The following is a 20,989-nucleotide window of genomic DNA, read 5'->3' as shown; positions in this document are numbered from 1 at the left end:
GTGCCGCCACTACCCCTCCTGGTCGAGTTTCGCTACGTTCTCTCCATGGGTCACCTCCTCGGGTACGCGCGCGTGTCCACCACCGACCAGGACGCGTCGCTACAGATCGACGCGCTGGGCGCCGCCGGCTGCTACCGCGTGTTCGTCGACACCATGTCCGGGTCGCTGCAACACCGGCCCGAGCTCGACAAGCTCCTCGACCAGCTCCGCCCCGGCGACACTCTCGTCGTCTGGCGACTCGACCGGCTCGGTCGATCCATCCGGCACCTCATCGACCAGCTGCACGCACTCGCCGAACGCGGCATCGGGTTCCGGTCGCTGCAGGAGACCATTGACACCACCTCACCCGGTGGCCGGCTTGTGTTCCACGTCTTCGCTGCGCTGGCGGAGTTCGAACGGGACCTCATCAAGGAACGCACCAACGCCGGCCTCGCCGCCGCCCGAGCCCGCGGCAGAACCGGCGGCCGACCATCTCGGCTCTCCGCGGACCAGGTGCGCACCGCACGCCGGCTCTACGAACAGCAGGACATGACCGTCGCGCAGATCGGCGATGTCCTCGGCGTCAGCCGCACCACCATCTACCGGACGCTCGCGAAGCACGCCGAACCCGTCGCCCGCCGACGCGCAAAGCCCTCACCGACGATGTAGCCGGTCATGGACGCGAGCGAGCGGTGGCGAATCCTTCGACTGCACGTCGAGGACGCAATCCCGCTTGCCACTCTGGCCCGCAGCACGGGCGTCACCGAGCGCACCCTGCAACGCTGGCTCGCCCGCTACCGGACAGGCGGATACGCCGCCCTCGCCGACGACGCTCGCGCCGACCATGGCGTCCGACGCACAGCACCGGAACTCGTCCGCCTGGTCGAAGGGCTTGCGCTCACCAAGCCGCGGCCGTCGATCGCCACCATTCACCGTCAGGTTGGCGTCCACTGCGCTGAACGGGGACTGCCGTCGCCGTCGTACTCCGCCGTGCGGTCGATCGTGAACGGGCTCGATCCCGGAATGGTGACGCTCGCACTCGAGGGGCCAGCGTCATACCGTGACAAACACGAGCTGCTGCTCCGACGTCGCGCGGACCGCCCGAACGCGATCTGGCAGGCGGACCACACGATGCTTGACCTGCTCATCGTCGGGCCCAACGGCAAGCCCGCACGGCCGTGGTTGACGGTGATCCTCGACGACTACTCCCGCGCGATCTGCGGGTACATGGTGTTCCTCGGTGCCCCGTCAGCGGCGAACACCGCGCTCGCGCTGCGCCAAGCGATCTGGCACAAGCCGGAACCGGACTGGCCCGTCTGCGGGATCCCGGACGTGCTCTACACGGACCACGGGTCCGACTTCACCAGCCATCGTCTCGGCGACACCGCCGCTGTGCTGCACCTCCGCATCATCCACTCGCAGGTCGCCCGGCCCCAGGGGCGCGGGAAGATCGAGCGGTTCTTCGGCACGATCAACACCGAACTGCTCCCAACGCTCCCCGGCCATTTCGCAGCCGGATCCTCGGCGCCGACGCCGGCGCTGGATCTCGGCGGCGTCGACAGTGCCATCAGCACGTTCATCCGCAGCTACAACGCCCGCACCCACCGCGAGCTCCGGACGAGCCCACTGCACGCGTGGATTGCAGACGGGTGGCTGCCACGGCTCCCGGAGTCCCTTGAACAGCTCGACGGGTTCCTGCTCACCGTCCCCACGACGCGGGTCGTGCAGCGCGATGGCATCCACTTCGAGGGCCTCCGCTACACCGCGGCCACTCTCGCGCCGTTCGTCGGTAGCACCGTGAGTGTCCGGTACGACCCACGCGACGTCACCGAGATCCGCGTCTTCCACCGCGACGTGTTCCTCTGCACCGCGATCAGCACCGAGCACCAGACCGAGACGATCAGCCTCAAGCAGATCCAAGCCGCCAGGAACGCTCACCGCCGGGCTTTACGCGGGCAGATCCACGAACGCATCGCGATCGTCAATCCCAAACTCGACGACACCACCACACCGGCAGCCGTCGAGACGGATCGGCCGCGACTGAAGACCTACGAGGAGGACCGGTCATGACGAGCCAGTTCATCGTCACCAAGGAGCACCGCCGGTTCGCAGAGTTTGCCGACGCGGTCCGGAAGCAGAACACCATCGGCGTCTGCTTCGGGCCCGCCGGCGTCGGCAAGACCCTCTCAGCGCGCCGCTACGCGCACTGGGACAGCATCGGCCCGTTCATCGCCAGGTGGGCCGCACGCAGTGAAGACGACACCAAGATCTATGCCGCGGCCCACCGCGCCCGGACCGTCTTCTACACGCCCGAGGTCTCCGCGACGATGCGCGCCCTGCAAGAGGACCTCCGGCACGACATGATCCGCACCGAACGCTGCATCGAGGAACACCTCGTCCTCCACGGCGGCCACGTCGACCACGCGCACGGCCCCAACCCGTCACTGCTCGAGCTGATCATCATCGATGAGTCCGAACGCCTCACCGGCAACGCCATCGAGTGGCTCCGCGACCAGTACGACCGAACAGGCATCGCGATGATCCTGATCGGCATGCCCGGCATCGAGAAGCAGTTCACTCACTACCCACAGCTCTACAGCCGACTCGGGTTCGCCCACCAGTACCGCCCCCTCGGCCACGACGAGCTGCTGTTCGTCCTCGAACGTCAATGGCGCAAGCTCGGCAAGACCCTCGACCCCGACGACTTCACTGACGCGCAAGCCATCGCCGCCGTCGAACGCATCACCCGCGGCAACTTCCGTCTCCTCGAACGTCTCCTCCCACAGATTCAACGTGTCCTGAAGATCAACGAGCTCGACGTCATCACCAACGACGTCGTCGAAGCCGCCCGCAGCACCCTCGTCATCGGCACCACCTAACCCGACACGGAACGCAGCGAAAACCGCGACACAGAGCGAAGCTGCTCACACGGGACACTCGGCGCCGCGGATTTTCGCGGCGCTCGGCGTCGTATCTGTGTGTGCCGGTAAGCGATCCCCTTACGGGACGCCTGCTACCCATAGCGCTATGTCACTTGACCGACCAAACGTTTGGTCGGTACTCTCGGGGCATGGCAAAGACGACCGAGCAGCTGCTCGATGATGCGATCGCCGTGCTGCGGCGCGGTGGCGTGGTGACGATCGATTCCGTCGCCTCCGAAGCAGGCATGAGTAAGGCGGGGGTGGTGCATCACTTCTCCTCGAAGGAGGCGCTGATGGTCGGCGTCGTCAATCGGGTGATGGACCTCTGGGAGGGACAGCTCGCCGCGACGATCGGGGAGGTCACCGATCCGGTCGAGCGGCTGCGCGCGTATGTGGACTTCGAGGTGCTCTCCGATTTCGACGGGGGCGATCTCGCGCTGCTCGCGGATGTGAAGCTGCGCGACACTCTCGCCGCCCAGTGGCGGGAGCGCCTGCGGCCCTGGTTCGGGGAGGACGCACCCGGCGACGCTGGCCAGAAAGCCGCGTTGCAGTCGGCGCGTCTGATCGCTGACGGCGCCTGGACCGACCAGGCGCTCGGACTTCTGAGCATGACCGGTGAGCAGCGTGCACTCGTGCGCGGCATCGCCCAACGACTGATCGATGAAGGAGTACAGAAATGAAGTGGGTGTTCCTCGCCGGGGCGATCGCGCTCGAGGTGACAGGCTCCCTGTCACTGAAAGCTGCCGTCGACGCCCCCGGATTCTTCGCGCTCGTCGCGGTCGGCTACATCGGAGCGTTCACGCTCCTGGCCGGCGCGCTCAAGCAGGGCATGCCCCTCGGCGTCGGGTACGGCATCTGGGGAGCCGCCGGAGTGGCCCTGACCGCGATCCTCTCCGCAGTCATCTTCGGAGAGCCGCTGACCGCGCTGATGACCCTCGGCATCGCCGTCGTCATCGGCGGGGTCCTGTGCGTCGAGCTCGGCTCGCAGGCCGCGACGAAGAAGCGTGAAGGGACCGTCTGATGGCCTACCTGTTCCTCATCATCGCGATCATCTTCGAGGTCGCCGGCATCCTCTCGCTGCGCATGGCGACCTCCGGCTCCAAGAAGAAGGGCCTGTGGCTGCTCGCCGTCCTCGGCGGCTACGGCATCGCGTTCTTCGGCATCACCATGGCCCTCGTGGAGGGCCTGGCCCTCGGAGTCGCCTACGGCATCTGGGCCGCGTCCGGTGTCGCGCTCACCGCGGTCCTCAGCCGCATCCTCTTCAAGGAACCGCTGACCAAGGTGATGGCGGCCGGTATCGGCCTGATCATCGTCGGGGTGCTCATGATCGAGCTCGGAGCCGCGCACTGACCCCCGCGCCGGTGGCCGCCGATCCATCTCAGGCGCGATCCGCGGCCGCCGGCGCCTCAGAGCCTGCGGCGGCACGATGTCCAGACGACGCGCCCCGTCTCTCTAGCCAGTTCCGCCTCGCAGCTACGCTCACCTCATGACCCGGATGAGCGTGCTCGAGGCCTGGACCTGGATCAACGAGTACGGCAGCGCGATCGGCGCCGTCGCCGGCGTTGTCGCCGCGCTCGTCGCGATCATCGCGCTCATCTCCGCCGCCCTGGACAGCAAAGCCCGATCCCAGCCGATGATCGCCGCCGAGTTCCGCCCCGCGGTCGATAGCGACTCCTCCATCGACTTCATCATCACCAACCTCGGACCGACCCCCGCGCGAGACATCACCGTCACCTTTAATCCGCCCATAGTCATCCCCGACGACTCCGACCGGCTCCTCGCGCCCTACCTCGTCAAGCGCTACGAACGCCCCATCCCGGTTCTTAACCCGGGCCAGATTCTCTCGAACACCTGGTGGGCCGGCCGCGCCGGCACCGGGAACGAGCTCACAAACCACGAACCGACGCCCGACGAGGTGAACGTCACCAAGATCTATGCCGCGGCCCACCGCGCCCGGACCGTCTTCTACACGCCCGAGGTCTCCGCGACGATGCGCGCCCTGCAAGAGGACCTCCGGCACGACATGATCCGCACCGAACGCTGCATCGAGGAACACCTCGTCCTCCACGGCGGCCACGTCGACCACGCGCACGGCCCCAACCCGTCACTGCTCGAGCTGATCATCATCGATGAGTCCGAACGCCTCACCGGCAACGCCATCGAGTGGCTCCGCGACCAGTACGACCGAACAGGCATCGCGATGATCCTGATCGGCATGCCCGGCATCGAGAAGCAGTTCACTCACTACCCACAGCTCTACAGCCGACTCGGGTTCGCCCACCAGTACCGCCCCCTCGGCCACGACGAGCTGCTGTTCGTCCTCGAACGTCAATGGCGCAAGCTCGGCAAGACCCTCGACCCCGACGACTTCACTGACGCGCAAGCCATCGCCGCCGTCGAACGCATCACCCGCGGCAACTTCCGTCTCCTCGAACGTCTCCTCCCACAGATTCAACGTGTCCTGAAGATCAACGAGCTCGACGTCATCACCAACGACGTCGTCGAAGCCGCCCGCAGCACCCTCGTCATCGGCACCACCTAACCCGACACGGAACGCAGCGAAAACCGCGACACAGAGCGAAGCTGCTCACAATCCTCTCGTGTCGGCGGGGGGGTGTGTAAAGGGGTATACCCCCTTGGACAGCCTGCTTCTCGACGGGGGCGGCACCGATGCGCAATGAAGGTGAGGACGATTCATCCTCGAGTCGCGCTCGGCACCAGCCAGATGGCAGCCGCATCCGTCTCGATGAGTTCCACGGGCCCGACTGCGACCACGCGCAGTCGGGAGTGGCCCGCCTCGGTCACCTCGACGACAGTGCCGGGAACGAGTCCGGCCTGCTGGAAGCGGACCAGACGCTGCGGGTCGGCGTCGGAGATGCGTAGGACCCGGTAGAACCCCGGCTCGGCCACGTCCAGGCGGACCGCGTGGGCTGGCTGTGCCCGCTGCCCTTCGGGAGTGGGAATGGGGTCGCCGTGGGGATCGCGCGTGGGGCGGCCCAGCATCTGGTCGATCCGCTCGATCAGCTCGTCGGAGGCGGCGTGCTCGAGTCGTTCGGCTTCCGCGTGGACTTCGTCCCAGGAGTAGCCCAGGGTCGCGGCGAGGAAGCTTTCCAGCAGCCGGTGTCGGCGCACCATCGCGATCGCGTGCTCGCGTCCCTTCCCGGTGAGGGTCACGGGCTTGTAGGGCTGGTACTCGACCAGGCCCTGAGCTGCCAGGCGCTTGACCGTCTCGGTGACGTTGGGCGCGGTGGTGCCCATTCGTGCGGCCAGGCTATTCGTGCTCAGCGGCGCGTCTCCCCACTCCGTGGCAGACCAGATTGCCTTGAGGTAGTCCTGGGCCACCGGAGTGATCTCGTCAAGGCTCATGGCCTGCACGATAGCGGGGCCTCCTTCACTCCTGCCCGGTCAACGTCAGCCACAGCAGCACGGCGTTCAGGGCCACGATCAGAGCCACGACCACCCATGCCGCCGTCTGCAGGGGCGCGGAGTTCACGTGTCGGCCCATCACGGCCCGGGCGCCGGTCAGGCGGACTAGGGGGATCATGGCGAAGGGGATGCCGACACTGAGCAGCACCTGGGAGAGGACGAGCGCCCAGGTGGGATCCACCCCGGAGGCGATGACCAACAGCGCGGGGATCAGCGTGAGCACCCGTCGCACCATCTGAGGGATGCGCCAGTGCAGCAGCCCGCCCATGATCTCCGACCCCGCATAGGAGCCCACCGCGGTGGAGGCCAGCCCGGAGGCCAGCAGGCCGACGCCGAAAAGGACACCCACCGTGGGGCCCAGCGCGGCCGTAATCGCCGCATGGGCACCTTCGATGCTGTCCGTCCCGGAGACCCCGGAGAGGTTGGCCGCCGCCAGCAACAGCATCGCGATGTTCACCGACCCTGCCACCAGAAGGGACAGTCCCACATCCCACCGGGTGGCCCGCAGCAGCCCGCCAAGCGTGGCCGGATTGGTGTGGGCTCCCTGGTGGCGGTCGCGCGCCAGAGCTGAGTGCACATAGATCGCGTGGGGCATCACTGTGGCCCCCAACATGCCGGCCGCCAAGAGCACGGTCTGGGTTCCCTCGAACCGGGGGGCCATGCCCGCCACGGCCTCACCCCAGGAGATGGGCCCGTAGAACAGCCCCGAGACGAACCCGAGGGTGATCACGGCCAGCAGGCCCACGACGACGAACTCGAAGGGCCGCTGCCCGCGCCGGGACTGCACACCCAGCAGGATCATCGAGACCACCCCGACGATCACCCCGCCGGCCAGCAGGGGGATGCCGAAGAGGATGTGCAGAGCGATGGCCCCTCCGATCACCTCGGCCAGATCCGTGGCGGCGGCCACGATCTCCGCCTGCACCCAGTACGCCAGACGCCGCCCGCGCGGCATCCGGTGTCCCAGCAGCTCGGGCAGCGAGCGGCCGGTGACGAGCCCGAGCTTCGCTGAGAGGTACTGCACAAGCATGGCCATCAGGTTCGCTGCGACCAGCACCCAGACCAGCAGATATCCGTACTGGGCCCCGGCCGTCAGGTTCGCCGCGACATTGCCGGGGTCCACATAGGCCACCGCCGCCACGAAGGCTGGTCCCAACAGCCGCACTCCCTGACGACTTGGCCGATCCGATCCGACGGCCATCCGGAGCTCGCGTGACGATGCAGGCATAAGATTTAATATAGCTGAACTCTTGGGGCGCCGGCCCTACGCTCACACAGGACGCGGACCGGCGTCCAAGCGAGTTGCGGGCTCAACCCTTCTTGCCGCGGTTGCGGTAGGCGTCCATGACCTCGACCGGGATGCGTCCGCGGTCCTTGACGTCGAACCCGTTCTCCACGGCCCACAGCCGCACGGTAGAGGCATCCACGCCGGAACCCGAGGAACGGCGAGCCGGGGTCCGCCCGGTGGACGCGGCGCGGCCGGCCGGCCGGGCGACGTCGGTGAACTTCTTCAGCCGGTCCTGGAACTCGGCCATGATCGCGTCCAGCTCGGCCCGGTGCTCCTTGGACAGGTCGATCTCGTAATCACGCCCCGCCACGGAGAAACGCACCGCCTCAGCAGGGGTCGAGCCGTCGAAGTCATCGGCCACGGTGGAGATGATCGCCATTGTCTTTCCTTTCACGAAATGGATTCTTTCCTGATGAACGTATTCCCTTATAAAGTGGACGTCAAATTCCACCCCACCCCCGAGAACGCTCACCGTAATTCCTGGGCGGATCGGAAGACGCCGTGATAGGCGACACCAGCCCGGGCCTTACCCGGCGCTGTTCACCTCGTGGGATCCTGTCCCCAAGAAGTCCGCCTCCGACACCGGGAATCTCCGCCTTCCAGACGAAGGGATCCCCATGCCCCGCAGAGACTCACACCAAGACCTCCGCCAGAAGCTCGAGGCGGTGGAGACGAAGATCTCCCACCACCTCTTTCAGTCACCGGGCATCGCAGAATCCCTGCGCATCGTGGACCAGTCCACGGGAAAGGAGGCCGACGCCGTCGATGCCGTCCTCACATCGCGCGGCCCGGCCTGAAAGAGCTGGGGGCGGAGGCAGCTTCGTACGGCAACCGCCTGGCCAGTCTCGGAGCGAGAATCACTCTCGAGCTCACTGAGGGGGCCAACCCCGAGCTGCACGTGCACGCGCCGTTCTACTCTCGCGCCATCCCTGTCCATCAGATCGCCACGATCACCTGCGGACCCGACGACGGCATGAACCATGGCCTGCTCAACTGGTTCGTCACCGGGCTGGCCACCTCCCCAGACGGGCTGCGGATCAACAACGGAGGCCAGGCCCACATCGACATGAGCACCACTGAGGGGCTGCGCTCTGTCGTGGTCGTCGACGACCTCAGTCAGACCGAGCAGCTCATATGTGCCGTGCGGACGACTTGCTCGCGTTGAGCCCGCCCAAACGGTCGTTTGTGGCGAGGGACCCCGCCATGCGCCGTGCGCGCCACATCCGACCCTGTCCGCCCGCCACATGACTCGCCACAACCGACCCGCCAGAGCGGCAGCCGCCCGTACGTTTCTGGCGGGCCCTGGGGCGCGCGGGAGCGCCCACCGGGACACCCAGATTTCACGCCGACCGGATCCCGCCTGATATGCGAAGAGTTCACCGCGCGTCGTGTGAACTCTTCGCTGCATCTCGACACCAGTCGGTCATCGACGCCGAGCCGGGACCGCCGTTTAGTACCACCAGTACCACTGGTACCTCCACATGTGTTGTCGCGAGTAGCCGACACGCACGAACCGACGGGACCAGTGGAACCGGTGGGACCAGTGGAACCGGTGGGACCGGTGGGACCGGCGAGACCAGTGGCACCGGTGGCACCGGTGGGACCAGTGGGACCAGTGGGGCCAGCGGGACCAGTGGGACCGGTGGGACCAGTGGGACCGGTGGGACCGGTGGGGCCAGCGGGACCAGCGGGACCAGTGGGACCGGTGGGACCGATGGGACCAGCGGGACCAGTGGGACCAGTGGGACCGATGGGACCAGCGGGACCAGTGGGACCAGTGGGACCGGTGAGACCGGTGAGACCGGTGGGACCAGTGGGGCCAGCGGGACCAGCAGGACCTCCGCGGCGCATGCAAGTACCTCCGGTACCAGTAGTACCGGTGGGCAACGCCTCGGGTGCGCGCCTCACGCGCCGAGATCCGGCCAGGGGTGGACCTATCCCATGAAGGCGCCCAGCAGCTCGACCGCCCCAGCGGCTTCCCTGCCGTTTTCCCGACACCGGCGCCGCCGTTTTTCCAGATGGTCATCCCCCTTGGGTAGGTACCAGTAGTACCTTCGGGCCCCAGGCGACATAAGTACCCCCAGTACCCGGGGTACTACCAGTACCGTGGGTACTTGTAGTACCACCCATAAACAACTAGCCTGGTACCAGAGGTACCAGCGGTACCTTTGAGACCCGTAGTACCACCATCGACAGAGGACATCTCATGGCGCACACGCTTGCGGTTGCCAATCAGAAGGGCGGGGTCGGGAAGACCTCCACGACGTTCCACCTGGCCGGTGCGGCCGCTCGTCGGGGTCTGCGGACTCTGGTGATCGACGCTGACCCCCAGGGCAATCTGACCTCCTCGCTGGGGCCGGCCGACTTGGCCGCGGACTCTGTGGGCCTGGCCGATGCGCTCTCCCCGAACACCGACGAGACGCTCTCGGATGTGATCGTCCAGACCGAGTGGGAGGGTGTGGATCTGGTCCCCACAACCGGCACCACTCTGGCCGCGGTGCAGCAGGAGATCGCGTCGCTCTCTCTTGGCCGCGAGCACGTGCTGCGGCAGCGCCTCGAGCTGCTGGGGGACACCTACGAGCTCGTGCTGATCGACTGCCCGCCGAGCCTGGACGCGCTCTCCATCAACGCATTCACGGCCGCCAGTGAGGTCGTGGTGATCACCCACGCCGACAAGTACGCGGGGGAGGGCCTGATCAAGCTCGCCGGAACCATGTCCCAGGTGCGCCAGTTCTGCGCCCGCCCCGACTTGCGGATCGCCGGGATCATCTTCAACGCCTACGACCCGAACGTGAAGGAGCAGGCGCACTGGTACCGGGAGATCAACGCGGCTGCCGAGCAGATGGAGATCCCGGTGGTGCATCCTCCGGTCCCCAAGCGGATCACTCTCGTGGAGTGCACGTTCTCCGGCACGCGCCTGGACCTGTCCAGAGACCGGCGCGCAGCCGATCTGGTGCCGATCTTCGACCGCCACCTGCAGACACTGCACCCTGCCTCCTGACCCTGCCCCTACGACTGAAAGAGACCACCATGAGCGACAAGCGCAGCCTGCTGAACGGGAACAACTCGATGTTCAGCCAGAACGCCCCGCAGCGGGGGCCCTCGAGCACAGCGGCCATGTCCCTCGCCGACGGCGCTGGTACTTCGACGCCGGCCCCGGAGGTCGTCAAGAAGACCCCTCGCCAGCAGGTGAAGTTCTACGCGGAGCAGGAGCCCTACGAGGAGTTCAAGCGGGCCCACCGGCTCCTGCAGGTGTACGACGAGTCCCTGGGATCACTGAGTGACCACCTCAACCGGCTCATGGTCGAGGAGACCGCACGGATCAACCGCGAGCACGGCGGCGCCAGCGACCGCGCTTCCTGATCAGCACCGGCGCCCGTCTCGAGTGGCGCACATGAAGAAGGCCCCCGCCGTCTCGGCGGGGGCCCTTGCTTGTCCGGGTCATGCACTGCGGCGCAGGGCCTTCTTCCGCTTGCGAGCGACATGAGTGGCGGAGGGGTGCAGCCGCAGCCCGGCATCGGTGACGGCCACACGGGCGCGCGGGTACACCACGCGCACGGCATCCAGGTGCTTGATCAACTTGGCCTTGAACTGACGCAGCTGGGCGTACTCCCCGCCGAACTGGCCCGCCAGCTGCGCCCAGGTGATCGTCACAGGACCTCGCAGGGTCGCCATGCGGTAGGCAAGCCACACGTAGAGATCCATCCGCAGGGGGGAGCCGGAGAGGGCTTTGAGGGCTGCGGTGTAGACCGGGACGGGAGCGGCGATCACGTCAGCGAAGTAGTCCTCGCTGAGCACGATCGAGGCGGTGGTGGCCTGAGCCTCGGCGGCGCGCGGGAACACGAGCTCATAGCGGCTGGCCACGTGGATGTTCGCCCCGGAGACGCGACGAGTCTGCTCCGTGACCCGAGTGTCCTCGACGGTGATCGAGCAGGTCGCAAGGCGGTGCAGCTGGTCCGCCACCCGGCGGGCGCTGGCGCCGGAAGTGTTCATGCCCAGGGCACGCAGAAAGGCATTCAGGGACTGCCCCGGGTTCAGGTGGCGGTCTTGAGTGCGCACCGCTTCGGTGGACATCCAGATCAGCAGGTACCGCGCCACGACTCCGAACGGGTAGCCGGCGGGTCCGGGGGTGACGGTCACGGTGATCGAGCCGTTCTGCCTGCTCCAGCGCGGCAGGTCTCCGGGGTCGCGGTAGGGCAGGGAGAGCTGGGCCCACAGGCGCGCGGAGAAGGAGATCTCACCGGGGTTGAGCTCGATCTGCTCGCCGGCTTCGACCAAGCGCAGCTGACGGTCCGAGATCAGCGTCGGCGTGGCGGAGATAGCGGTGGGGTTGGTCATCGTGGAGGGGCTTTCTGGTCGAGTCATGGAGCGTGCGCCGCGGGAGGGGTCAGGGCTGTGGACGGAGGTAGTTATCCACGTGCATTTGGTGACGCACCCACTCACGACCGCCCTGCAGGGTGCAAGGGGGGAGACGATCGGCCTGATAGGCGGGAAGGAGCGCGTGCATTTGGTGACGCCCCCCTCGGAACGGCCGAAGTTGTCCACGTGCATCTGGTGACGGGCAGTACGTGCATTTGGTGACGCATAGCCCCCTCTTTCCCCGCTCTGACAAGGCGCGATGCGATTCCCCCATGTAGTAAGAACCCATGTAGTTACTCCCTGTAGTGGGTGGGGTGCGTCGTGTGGATCCGTGGATAGCCATCACTCAAGCCGCCATCTGAGGCATCAGATCAGTGCGCTGCAGGGCATGCGTCTGCACCGCCTGACGAAGGCTCTGCCGCACGCGGTGCACACGCAGACGCAGCGCCTGGGACTCGATACCGAGCGTGGCTGCCAGACGCTTGCGCTCCTGGCAGTTCGCGAGCTCGTAGGACACCAGCAGGGAGGTCTCGGCCTCGGTGAGCACCTCACGGTCACGAGCCCAAGCCGCCAGTGCGAGCACCTGCTGCGTCGCCGCCTCGGTCGAGGACACCTCGTTGTCGATCCTGGCGAGCTCGTTGAGGGTGCGGGGCTCGAACATGGCGCCGTCGGTGGTGTCTGCGGGGATCTCGGCGTCCGCCGCGGTGTAGTACGCCAGGGAGAGCTTGAGCAGGTCCATGGCGAGGTTGCCCAGTACGCTGCCGCGGCGGTGCAGGGGGGCGTTCTTGATGCGCTCCAGAGCCAGGGCCACGGTCACTGCCAGCGGCTCCTCGTAGACACCTGCGTGCTGCACGCGCTGACGCCGGGCGCACTGGGCGGCGATGGACACCACGCGGGGAAGGATGATCTGCAGCGCCGTACGCGCGCACACAGTGTCGTTCGGGCCGTCCTGGGCTGCGGAGGTAAGCAGGCCGCGCAGCACGGCATCCGCGTTCTCCTCGCGGCGGGAGACGATCTGCAAAGTCTGCTCGCACGTCATGCGCCCGTGAGGGAAGTCGTACTCGTGCTGGGCCCAGCGCGCCTGCCATTCGCGGTTCAGGCGGGTGATGACGGACGGGGCGGCGGCGGTGATCATGTGCGGTTCTCCACGGTCATGGCCGCGGGGGAGCGGCCGGGGTAGGGGATCGCACTCAGCCTGTTCAGCGGGTCGGGAAGTGAATCGGGATAGCGGAAGCGGCTGGATTTCCAGATCCGCGCTGGCGCGCGCAACCGCATGACGATGCCGATTTCGGCGGGGGTGAAACGTCTATGGGCCCAGAACGGCATACCTGGGTAGAGAGACGCCGAACTGCCCCTGCCCGTGCGAGGAGACACCGATGACGGAGCGACCCACCCCCCAGAACGAGGCCCTGGACGACGCCGAGCTCCAGACGCTCTACGGCGATGCCGTGGTCATGTTCGACGCCGAGCGCGAGCTGGACAGTGCTGTGGCCGATCTCGTCCAGGCCCCCTTCGACGCCCGGGTGCAGCAGACCCTGGCCAACTACCTCGGATCCGAGCAGCTGCAGCGGGCGACTGAGGCCGCCCGGCGGATCGGTGGGCAGGGCTGATGAAGCTCTGGAAGAAGCAGGGGAAGGACAGCCCCGTGGAGGCCGGTGCGGACCGTGCTCTGCCGACGACCGACGGCAAGGGCAAGAAGTCCCGCTCAGAACGCCAGCCAACGGGGCCGGAGCGCACGGGTGTGAACTCCGTGGCGACCCGGGCGATGGTCGCGGGGGTGTACGGGCTGATCGGGCTCGGCGCCCTCGGCGGGGTAGTGGGTGTGGCCGGCGCGCTCAGCCCGGCCGAGACTGTCGCTGCCCCGGTGGAGTACGTCCCCACGACCTCCGCGGAGGGGGCCGCGTTGACCTACGTGACGGCGTGGCTGCAGGCGACCCAGGCCGACCAGGAGCTCGTGAAGGAGACCTCCGGGTCGGGCCTTCCGGTGGCTCCGTTGAAGCCTCTGCGTTTCTCCAACGTGGCTGTGGCTGATGCCCAGCGCAGCCCGGATTCCGACGTGGTGGCGGTGACTGTCTCCGCTCTCGTGGAGTCCGGTGGCTCGGACACAGCTGACGAGGGGGAGACGGCTGCCCCGAAGTCAGGGCCAGCCTCGTCCGCGGCGGCTTTGCCTTCCGCCCCTGGCACGCAGGCCGAGCAGACCGCCCAGGAGGCCGAGCAGCTGGCAGAGGAGGCCAAGCGGGACGCCGAAGGGCCGCGGCTCGGTGAGGGCAGCCAGTTCGAGGTGCGCTACTGGCAGGTGGCGGTCCATGTGGGCAGCGGCGGCCAGGTGCAGGTGGTGGGGTACCCCACGCCTGTGCCGGCGCCGCCGGGCACCGACAAGGAGCTCGTCCTGGACTACTCCGAGCGCCTGGACCCGACCACGGAGCTCGGTCAGACCGTCAACGGCTTCCTGCAGTCCTACGTCGCTGGGCAGGGCGACACGAGCCGCTACGTGGCGTCCGGCTCCACTGTGCGTGGCATCGAACCGGCCCCCTATGCCCAGGCGCATCTGAGGGAGTTGCGCGCCGACCAGCCGGTCGAAGACGCCGCCGGTCAGCCCGTGCGCCTGCTCGTCCAGGCCGAGGCAGAGCTTCCCTCCAGCGAGGGAGACCGACAGGCGATCACGATCGCCTTGACCATGCAGAAACGAGAGGACCGCTGGGAGGTAACCACCGTCGATCCGGCGCCGCTGATCACCGCCAAGGACATCTCCTGAGTCCCCACGACTCCACCCGCATCTGAACCAGAAGGAAGACCCATGAACTTCACCTCGAACATCACCTCCGGCCTCCACGACTCCATCGTGGTCGGCAACATCTTCACCGAGATCAACCGCCTGGTGGGCCAGGCCACCACCACCGTGCAGGTCGTCGTCGCCCTGCTGGGCATCATCGCCGCCCTGGTCATCGCCGCGAAGGGATCCTGGCGCATCAACTCCATCGTCATTGGCGTGCTCGTGGGCGGCCTGCTGATCTGGGGCGCCGTCGCTGGTGTGCCGTGGATGGCCGATCAGGCCCAGTCCACGATCGGCGCGGCCGTGATCATCCCGGCCCTGGCCGGCTGAACCCGCACGGAGTCCGGCCCCCATGAGCGAGTACGGCAGGTTCTTCACCTCCACGCGGCACATCCCGATGACCTTCGGGACCAACCCCGCCACCGGCGAACGGCTGCCCGGAGGGCCCTACACCTCGGTGCAGGCCTTCGGCGGCATCGGGGTGGGGCTGCTGCTGTGGCTGACGAACTCGCTCTGGGGGACCGGCCTCGTGATCGCGGATCTGGTCATCGGGGCGGGACTGACCGCCCTCACCGTGTGGCTGCTGCGGTTCATGCCCGATGACCTGACCGAGCTGTGGACCCTGGGCATCGGGGCCACCAAGATCCTGGACGCCCCCTCCGGGGGCACCTACGAGGGCAAGCCCCTCAAGACCAGCCGCCCGCCCAAGGTGCCTGCGGGGCTGGTCGTCCCGACCCTGGCCGACACCGGGACGGTAGAGGAGATCCGTGCAGAGCACGAGCTGGATGACCCGCAGCCGCGCCGCCACCTGGGCACCTCGTCCGTCGATCGCCTGCTGGCGCACACCTCCGAGGAGACACCGCGATGAGCTTCCGCAATCCGATCCAGCACCTGCACTCCAACCTGCTGTGGACCCGGCAGGGCACCGTGTGGGCGATGTGGAGGCTGCACCCGATCCCCTACGGCTTCGGCAACGAGGAGGAGAAGCAGCGCGTGCTGCTCTCTCACCAGCACCTGTTCCAGGCGTTGCCCGGCGAGTCGATGCTGTTGGGGTTCTGTGCCGACCTGGACCCTGCAGCCGTGGTCGAGCGCATGCTCGAGGGCCTGGACCTCAACGCCTGCCAGACCTACCTGGAGGAGGTCGAGCTGACCCTGGCCGAGCTCGAGGAGATGCCGGTGGGCGAGCGGGCCTTGTGGCTGGCTGTCCCGCTGCGCAACGCCACCAGCGCCGACCGCGCCAAGACGCGCCTGGCCTCCGTGGACGCCGTGCTGCGTGAGCGGCTGGCCTTGCCCACCCGCGTTCCCTCCGTGGAGGAGATTCGCGCCTGGCAACAGTCGGCCGACGCCGTGCAGGAGGCCATCCCCGCGGTGTTCACCCCTCGCCGGGCCACAGCCGCCGAGTACGCCTGGATCACCGCGCACTGCCACAGCCGTGGGCTGGGCATCGACCAGGGTGTGCCGGCGGAGAAGTCGGCCGAGCCTGGGGTGACCCGAACCAGCTCCTACGTGCCGGCGCCGTGGCTGGACGAGGGCGGCCGCTCCGACCGCGACCCCAAGGACCGCACCTCCAAGGCCAACCCGTTCCGTGACCGCTTCATCAAGGTCGCCTCCGAGACCACCGACGGTCAGGCCTCCTATCAGGTGCTCATGGCGCTCACCGGCACCCCCGTGGGCGGCTTCGCCTTCCCCGGCGGGGAGTACATCTCCTACCTGGACCGCCTGCCCGTGGACGCCGACTGGGCGATCCGCATGACCATCTCCCCGGCCTCCAAGGTCGGCCGGCGCAACCGCCGCGCCGAGACCCACCTGCAGGAAGAGGTCAAGCAGCAGGGCGAGGGCACCACGATCACCGGCGCCTCCACCAAGCTGGACCGGCTCGCCGCGGACCTGGGCGAGTACCACGCCGCGCTCAACGCCTCCGAGCGGGAGGTCGAGGTGCAGGCCACCATCATCGTCGCCGTGGGCGGGCCCACCCCCGACGACGCCGAGGCCGACGCCCGCTACATCGCCCGGCACTACGCCGATCGGGAGTTCAAGCTGACCGCACCTCTGGGGCATCAGGAAGATCTGTGGGGGGCCATGATCCCCGGCACCGCGTTGACCCGAGAGGTACAGAGATTCCAGCAGGTCACGACCGGCCGGTACTTCGCCATGGGCGTGCCGCTGGTCTCCGACGACCTGGGCACCGAGACCGGGTTCCAGATCGCCACCAACATCTCCTCCAGCCGCCGCTCGCCGGTCTACATGGACATCGGCGGCCTCATGGAGCAGGACGGCTCCGGCTCGTTCGGAGTCACCGGGGAGAACGGGTCGGGCAAGTCCACCTTCCTCAAGATCATCGCCGGCAACGTCTACGACCGGGGCGGTCAGATCATGGCCGTGGATCGCTCCGACAACCTCGAATGGGCCGCCCTGGGCAAGCTCCTGACCTCCGCTGCCGGGGCCACTCCCACCGTGGTGGACATCTCCGACCCCATGTGGTCCCTGGACCCGATGCGCATCTTCGAGGACCGTGAGGCCTTCCGCATCACCCAGTCCCTGTGCGCGGTCATGCTCGGCGTGCACCCCCAGTCCGACCGCGGCGCCCTGATGGGCCGCATGCTGAGGGAGGACTACCGGGCAGAGCACGGGATCGACTCCCTGAACGCGCTGCGCCGGCACCTCGAGGCTGGCGACGCGGGCCTGGCACGGGAGAACGCCCAGGTCGCCCGCGACATCGGCTTCCTGATGTCCAACATGGCGGCCACCGACCTGGGCCGGGTCATGTTCGACGAGTCCCTGCCGCCGCTGCAGATCCACTCCCGCTGCCTGGTGTTCTGCACGCACGGCGTGGACCTGCCCAGCGCCGACGAGCTCAACTCCGCCTCCCTCAAGGCCGAGATGCCCGTGGAAAAGATCATGGGCCGCGGCATTTACGCCCTGATCGTGGCGATCTGCAAGGCCGTGGGCTTCGCCGACGACTCCCAGGAGTCGCTGTTCATCGTGGACGAGGCCCACCACGCCACCGGCTCTCCCGAGACGGTCAAGGAGATCAAGGACATCGTCCGGTACGGCCGCAAGCACAAGCACGCCGTTGGCCTGGGATCCCATGACGCCTCCTCGGACTTCGGCCCCCAGGAGCTGCAGGCGCTGATCCCCATCCGATTCGTCTTCCGATCCCGCGACGAGGGCATGGCCCGCCGCAACCTCAAGTGGCTGGACTCCATGGACCAGGACGAGTGGGTGGAGATGGTCATGGAGGACATGTCTCCAATGGGCGTGGACGGTGTGCCTATGGAACGCCGAGGAGAGGCACTGATGCGCGACGCCCGCGGCCGCGTCGGCAAGATCCAAGCCCGCCTGCCCCGCTCCGAAGTGCGTCGCAAGGCCGTTCTGACCACCCCGCCCAAGCGCAAGAGTTCCACCCTGGCCAGCCACGCCGCTCACACGCTGACCAGTGCCCCTCAGACGATGGCGGTGACCCCGTGACCACCACCCAGCGCGCCCGCCCGATCGCCGCCCTGATGGCCGTGATGGCACTCAGCGCGATCATCGCCCCCGGCGCTTCCGCGGAGACCGTGGGCCTGCAAGAGTGGCTGTCTCAGACCACCGACGCCTACGGCGTCCCCTTGGACCACTACCAGACCCTGCCCCTGGACCGCGGGGATCTCCTGCACTCCGACCTCATGCTGCTGGCCGGCATCATGGGCTTCATCTGGGGTCTGCACTACAGCCTCGTTACCGCCCTGCTGTGGCTGCTGCAGTTCCTGCTCAGCTTCGAGTGGGTCTCGATGATCATCACCCCCATCAAGCCCATGGCCGAGCAGATCCAGGCCCTGCTCTCAGGCCTGAACTGGGTGCCCTTCGCCGCCACCGTCGCTGGAGCCACCATCGGCCTGCTGTTCATCGCCGGCCGCCGCAACCAAGGCTGGGGCGAGCTCGTCCTGAGCGTGACCATGGTGGTGCTGGCCACCGGAGCCCTGATGAACCCCGTCACGTGGATCACCGGCCCCGGCGGCATGCTCGAGAAGTCCCAGATCTTCGGCGCCCAGATGGCCGTCGAGATCGTCGGAGGCGACAGCAGCCAGGTCACCAGCCCCGAGGATGCCTCCGCCGCCCTCAACGAGACGGTGATGACCGACCTCGGCACCCTGCTGCTCCGCAACCCGGCCCAGACCTCCGCCTTCGGGCACATCCTGGATGGCGAGTGCGGGCAGGCCTTCACCGACGCCACCATCGCCGCCGACCCCCTGGACACCACCTCCACGGACGTGCGCGACGCAGTGAGCGACTGCGACGAAGCAGCCAAGGCTTACGTCTCCGCGGCGGACTTCTTCAAACCCGCCCAGATGCTGTTCATCGGCGGCGGCGTCCTGGTGCTGCTGGTACTCGGGTTCGCCCTGGCGCTGATCTTCATCATCAGCGTGCTGCTGGCCATGTTCTACGGCACCTGGCAGATGATCTCGGTGCTGATCGCCATCCTCCCGGGCAGCTCCCGCACCTCGTTCCTCCGCGCGTTCTTCGGCGTCCTTGCCTGCATGGCCGCCATCATCACCACCACCGTGCTCACCGCAGCCGCGGTCAACCTGCTGGTCTCAGTGCTGGAGGCCACCACCGGCCTGGGCGTCGTCCTGCAGATGATGATCCTGTTCCTGGTCACCGTCGCCGTGATCGCCCTCGTCTTCAAGATCCGCAACGACCTCCACAAGAAGGGCAAGTCCCTGGCCGACTGGGCCGCCCGGCTGGGCCTGTCCAAGACCACCCCCACCAAGCCCTCCAAGCTCGCCCGCTTCCCCCGGGCCGCAGCCCAGCTCAGCCGAGACGAGCTGAACCGGCGGCTGACGGCCCGCCGGCTGAACCCGAAGCCCGCAGGGACGAACCCGGGCGTGTCAACTTGTCTGTGTAAGCGGGGTGGTCACAGGTAGGGGTTGATCCGGTCGGGGTAGGCCGCGGCGAGCTGGGCGAGGGCCTGCTTCCAGTTCGTGACGGCCTGGCCTTCGACGAGCCGGCCCTGGGCTTTGCGCTGGCCGGCGGGTTTGCCCCGGTCCCGAGCGCGTTCGGCGGCGCGTTTGTCTTCGATGTTGCAGATCGCCAGCCAGAGCAGCTTCACCGCCGCCTCGGTCGAGGGGAAGTGGCCGCGGTTCTTGGTCACCTTCCGTAGCTGGAAGTTCAGCGACTCGATGCTGTTGGTCGTGTAGATGACCTTGCGGAGCATGGGTGGGAACTGCAGGAACGGGATGAACCGCTCCCAGGAGTTCGCCCAGGTCGCGGCTGCAGACGGGTACTTCGTGCCGAGCTCGGAGGCCTCGAACTCGGCCAGCGCCTTCCTCGCGGTCTCTTCGTTGGGGGCGGTGTAGATCGGCTTCAGCGCGGCGGCGACCTTCTTGCGGTCCTGGTAGGCCACGAACCGCATCGCGGCCCGGATCAGGTGAACCACGCAGGTCTGGACCATCGAGTCCGGCCACGTCGCCTCGATCGCCTCCGGCAGGCCCTTGAGCCCGTCGCAGCACACGATCAGCACGTCCTGCACGCCCCGGTTGGCGAGATCGGCGCAGACGTGGGCCCAGAACGCCGAGCCCTCGGTGTCCTGGACCCAGATCCCCAGCACGTGCTTGATGCCCTCGAGGTCCACGCCGACGGCGATGTAGGCGGCACGGTTGAGGACCTGGCTGTTCTCTCGGATCTTGATCCGGATTGCGTCGAGATAGATCACCGGATAGAACTCCTCCAGCGGCCGCGACTGCCACGCCAGGACCTCTTCGCTCACGGCGTCGGTGATGTTGGAGATCGTCTCGTGCGACAGGTCCGTGCCGATCGTGGAGGCCAGGTGGTGCTGGATGTCCCGGATCGTCATTCCGCCGGCATAGAGGCTGATGATCATGTCATCCAGGCCCCCGAGGCGCCGCTGGCCCTTGGGCACCAGGCGCGGGGTGAACGACCCGCCCCGGTCTCGCGGGACGTCCAGCTCGATCGGCCCGACCTCGGACTCCACGGTCTTCGGGGTGGTCCCGTTGCGGGAGTTGGCGTGCTTCGGCGCCTCGCTCGAGCCCTTCTCGTAGCCCAGATGGCTGGTCAGCTCGGCCTGCAGGCCCCGCTCGAGCGCGGCCTTGACCAGCGCGGGCACGAACCCGCCGTCACCGGTGAGCTCGACGCCGCCCGCGTCGATCTGCGCGAACAGGGCATCAAGCTGCCCTGAGGCTTTCAGCTGCTCGACCAGGTCCTGGCCCGAGGGCTCGCCTGGGTTCTTCTCGTCGATCATGGTCA

23 protein-coding genes are annotated in these 20,989 nt (G+C 67.7%); 17 read left to right on the top strand and 6 right to left on the bottom strand.

Annotated elements, in window-relative coordinates; translation table 11 throughout:
- The first annotated feature begins 45 nt into the window (after positions 1 to 45).
- The 7 genes from CITRIK5_RS01740 (at position 46) to CITRIK5_RS01710 (ending at position 5,442) form a co-directional block, all read left to right on the top strand.
- A complete protein-coding gene (locus tag CITRIK5_RS01740; RefSeq protein WP_002857200.1) occupies positions 46 to 648 on the top strand; it encodes a recombinase family protein in 603 nt (200 codons plus the stop codon).
- A 6-nt stretch (positions 649 to 654) separates the two neighbouring features.
- Positions 655 to 2,049, top strand: coding sequence for a Mu transposase C-terminal domain-containing protein (locus tag CITRIK5_RS01735; protein WP_002857201.1), 1,395 nt, complete (start codon positions 655 to 657; stop codon positions 2,047 to 2,049).
- Complete coding sequence (locus CITRIK5_RS01730; protein ID WP_002857202.1) at positions 2,046 to 2,858, top strand: AAA family ATPase; 813 nt, start codon at positions 2,046 to 2,048, stop codon at positions 2,856 to 2,858. The genes CITRIK5_RS01735 and CITRIK5_RS01730 overlap by 4 nt, the downstream gene beginning before the upstream one ends.
- A gap of 191 nt (positions 2,859 to 3,049) precedes the next feature.
- Complete coding sequence (locus CITRIK5_RS01725) at positions 3,050 to 3,580, top strand: TetR/AcrR family transcriptional regulator (RefSeq protein ID WP_002857203.1); 531 nt, start codon at positions 3,050 to 3,052, stop codon at positions 3,578 to 3,580.
- Entirely contained in the window at positions 3,577 to 3,921 is a 345-nt protein-coding gene (locus tag CITRIK5_RS01720; RefSeq protein ID WP_031943843.1) for a multidrug efflux SMR transporter, read from the top strand. The genes CITRIK5_RS01725 and CITRIK5_RS01720 overlap by 4 nt, the downstream gene beginning before the upstream one ends.
- Positions 3,921 to 4,250: a multidrug efflux SMR transporter gene (locus CITRIK5_RS01715; protein ID WP_145032551.1), complete on the top strand. Its 330-nt coding sequence runs from the start codon at positions 3,921 to 3,923 to the stop codon at positions 4,248 to 4,250. Before CITRIK5_RS01720 ends, CITRIK5_RS01715 begins: the two co-directional genes overlap by 1 nt.
- Positions 4,251 to 4,623: 373 nt before the next feature.
- Entirely contained in the window at positions 4,624 to 5,442 is an 819-nt protein-coding gene (locus CITRIK5_RS01710) for an AAA family ATPase (protein WP_370450140.1), read from the top strand.
- 152 nt (positions 5,443 to 5,594) lie between these two features.
- Here CITRIK5_RS01710 and CITRIK5_RS01705 read toward each other — a convergent pair whose 3' ends face one another.
- The 3 genes from CITRIK5_RS01705 to CITRIK5_RS01695 form a co-directional block, all read right to left on the bottom strand.
- Positions 5,595 to 6,266 (bottom strand): metal-dependent transcriptional regulator, encoded by a 672-nt coding sequence (locus tag CITRIK5_RS01705; RefSeq protein ID WP_049147408.1) that lies wholly within the window; start codon positions 6,264 to 6,266, stop codon positions 5,595 to 5,597.
- Between the two features lie 25 nt (positions 6,267 to 6,291).
- Complete coding sequence (locus tag CITRIK5_RS01700; protein WP_104318904.1) at positions 6,292 to 7,527, bottom strand: Nramp family divalent metal transporter; 1,236 nt, start codon at positions 7,525 to 7,527, stop codon at positions 6,292 to 6,294.
- 109 nt (positions 7,528 to 7,636) lie between these two features.
- A complete protein-coding gene (locus tag CITRIK5_RS01695; RefSeq protein WP_104318905.1) occupies positions 7,637 to 7,993 on the bottom strand; it encodes an Lsr2 family protein in 357 nt (118 codons plus the stop codon).
- A gap of 286 nt (positions 7,994 to 8,279) precedes the next feature.
- On the opposite strand from CITRIK5_RS01695, the gene CITRIK5_RS12315 reads away from it, so the two are divergent.
- The 4 genes from CITRIK5_RS12315 to CITRIK5_RS01675 all read left to right on the top strand — a co-directional run bounded on the left by CITRIK5_RS12315 (position 8,280) and on the right by CITRIK5_RS01675 (position 10,977).
- Positions 8,280 to 8,411 carry a hypothetical protein gene (locus tag CITRIK5_RS12315; protein ID WP_255476802.1) on the top strand — a complete coding sequence of 44 codons (132 nt, stop codon included), beginning with the start codon at positions 8,280 to 8,282 and terminating at the stop codon, positions 8,409 to 8,411.
- 101 nt (positions 8,412 to 8,512) lie between these two features.
- Positions 8,513 to 8,779: a hypothetical protein gene (locus tag CITRIK5_RS01685; protein WP_003038478.1), complete on the top strand. Its 267-nt coding sequence runs from the start codon at positions 8,513 to 8,515 to the stop codon at positions 8,777 to 8,779.
- 1,041 nt (positions 8,780 to 9,820) lie between these two features.
- The gene (locus tag CITRIK5_RS01680) at positions 9,821 to 10,615 is read left to right on the top strand and encodes a ParA family protein (RefSeq protein ID WP_049161927.1); all 795 of its coding nucleotides are present in this window, start codon (positions 9,821 to 9,823) and stop codon (positions 10,613 to 10,615) included.
- A 29-nt stretch (positions 10,616 to 10,644) separates the two neighbouring features.
- Positions 10,645 to 10,977 carry a hypothetical protein gene (locus CITRIK5_RS01675; protein WP_140764666.1) on the top strand — a complete coding sequence of 111 codons (333 nt, stop codon included), beginning with the start codon at positions 10,645 to 10,647 and terminating at the stop codon, positions 10,975 to 10,977.
- 78 nt (positions 10,978 to 11,055) lie between these two features.
- Here the strand turns inward: CITRIK5_RS01675 and CITRIK5_RS01670 are convergent, their stop codons facing one another.
- Both CITRIK5_RS01670 and CITRIK5_RS01665 read right to left on the bottom strand, forming a co-directional pair.
- Entirely contained in the window at positions 11,056 to 11,952 is an 897-nt protein-coding gene (locus tag CITRIK5_RS01670; RefSeq protein WP_159832943.1) for a replication protein RepA, read from the bottom strand.
- A 367-nt stretch (positions 11,953 to 12,319) separates the two neighbouring features.
- The gene (locus CITRIK5_RS01665) at positions 12,320 to 13,108 is read right to left on the bottom strand and encodes a hypothetical protein (RefSeq protein ID WP_159832941.1); all 789 of its coding nucleotides are present in this window, start codon (positions 13,106 to 13,108) and stop codon (positions 12,320 to 12,322) included.
- A 241-nt stretch (positions 13,109 to 13,349) separates the two neighbouring features.
- Here CITRIK5_RS01665 and CITRIK5_RS01660 point away from each other — a divergent pair, with 241 nt between their 5' ends.
- The 6 genes from CITRIK5_RS01660 to CITRIK5_RS01635 are packed head-to-tail and all read left to right on the top strand — an operon-like array spanning position 13,350 to position 19,650.
- Positions 13,350 to 13,583: a hypothetical protein gene (locus CITRIK5_RS01660; RefSeq protein WP_023190105.1), complete on the top strand. Its 234-nt coding sequence runs from the start codon at positions 13,350 to 13,352 to the stop codon at positions 13,581 to 13,583.
- Entirely contained in the window at positions 13,583 to 14,728 is a 1,146-nt protein-coding gene (locus tag CITRIK5_RS01655; RefSeq protein WP_159832939.1) for a conjugal transfer protein, read from the top strand. The genes CITRIK5_RS01660 and CITRIK5_RS01655 overlap by 1 nt, the downstream gene beginning before the upstream one ends.
- Before the next feature lie 42 nt (positions 14,729 to 14,770).
- Positions 14,771 to 15,076: a hypothetical protein gene (locus tag CITRIK5_RS01650; protein WP_140764461.1), complete on the top strand. Its 306-nt coding sequence runs from the start codon at positions 14,771 to 14,773 to the stop codon at positions 15,074 to 15,076.
- A gap of 22 nt (positions 15,077 to 15,098) precedes the next feature.
- A complete protein-coding gene (locus CITRIK5_RS01645; RefSeq protein ID WP_159832937.1) occupies positions 15,099 to 15,614 on the top strand; it encodes a hypothetical protein in 516 nt (171 codons plus the stop codon).
- Positions 15,611 to 18,214 (top strand): ATP-binding protein, encoded by a 2,604-nt coding sequence (locus tag CITRIK5_RS01640; RefSeq protein WP_140764455.1) that lies wholly within the window; start codon positions 15,611 to 15,613, stop codon positions 18,212 to 18,214. Before CITRIK5_RS01645 ends, CITRIK5_RS01640 begins: the two co-directional genes overlap by 4 nt.
- Positions 18,211 to 19,650 (top strand): hypothetical protein, encoded by a 1,440-nt coding sequence (locus tag CITRIK5_RS01635; protein WP_159832935.1) that lies wholly within the window; start codon positions 18,211 to 18,213, stop codon positions 19,648 to 19,650. The genes CITRIK5_RS01640 and CITRIK5_RS01635 overlap by 4 nt, the downstream gene beginning before the upstream one ends.
- Here the strand turns inward: CITRIK5_RS01635 and CITRIK5_RS01630 are convergent.
- Entirely contained in the window at positions 19,641 to 20,984 is a 1,344-nt protein-coding gene (locus CITRIK5_RS01630; RefSeq protein ID WP_012750929.1) for an IS256-like element ISMlu11 family transposase, read from the bottom strand. The two genes, CITRIK5_RS01635 and CITRIK5_RS01630, sit on opposite strands and share 10 nt — an antisense overlap.
- Positions 20,985 to 20,989 lie beyond the last annotated feature (5 nt).

It is taken from the genome of Micrococcus sp. 116, from assembly GCF_902506395.1.
Lineage (GTDB): Bacteria > Actinomycetota > Actinomycetes > Actinomycetales > Micrococcaceae > Micrococcus > Micrococcus luteus.
The sequence above is the reverse complement of the archived record's forward strand: the minus strand, read 5'-3'. Positions and strand labels throughout refer to the sequence as shown.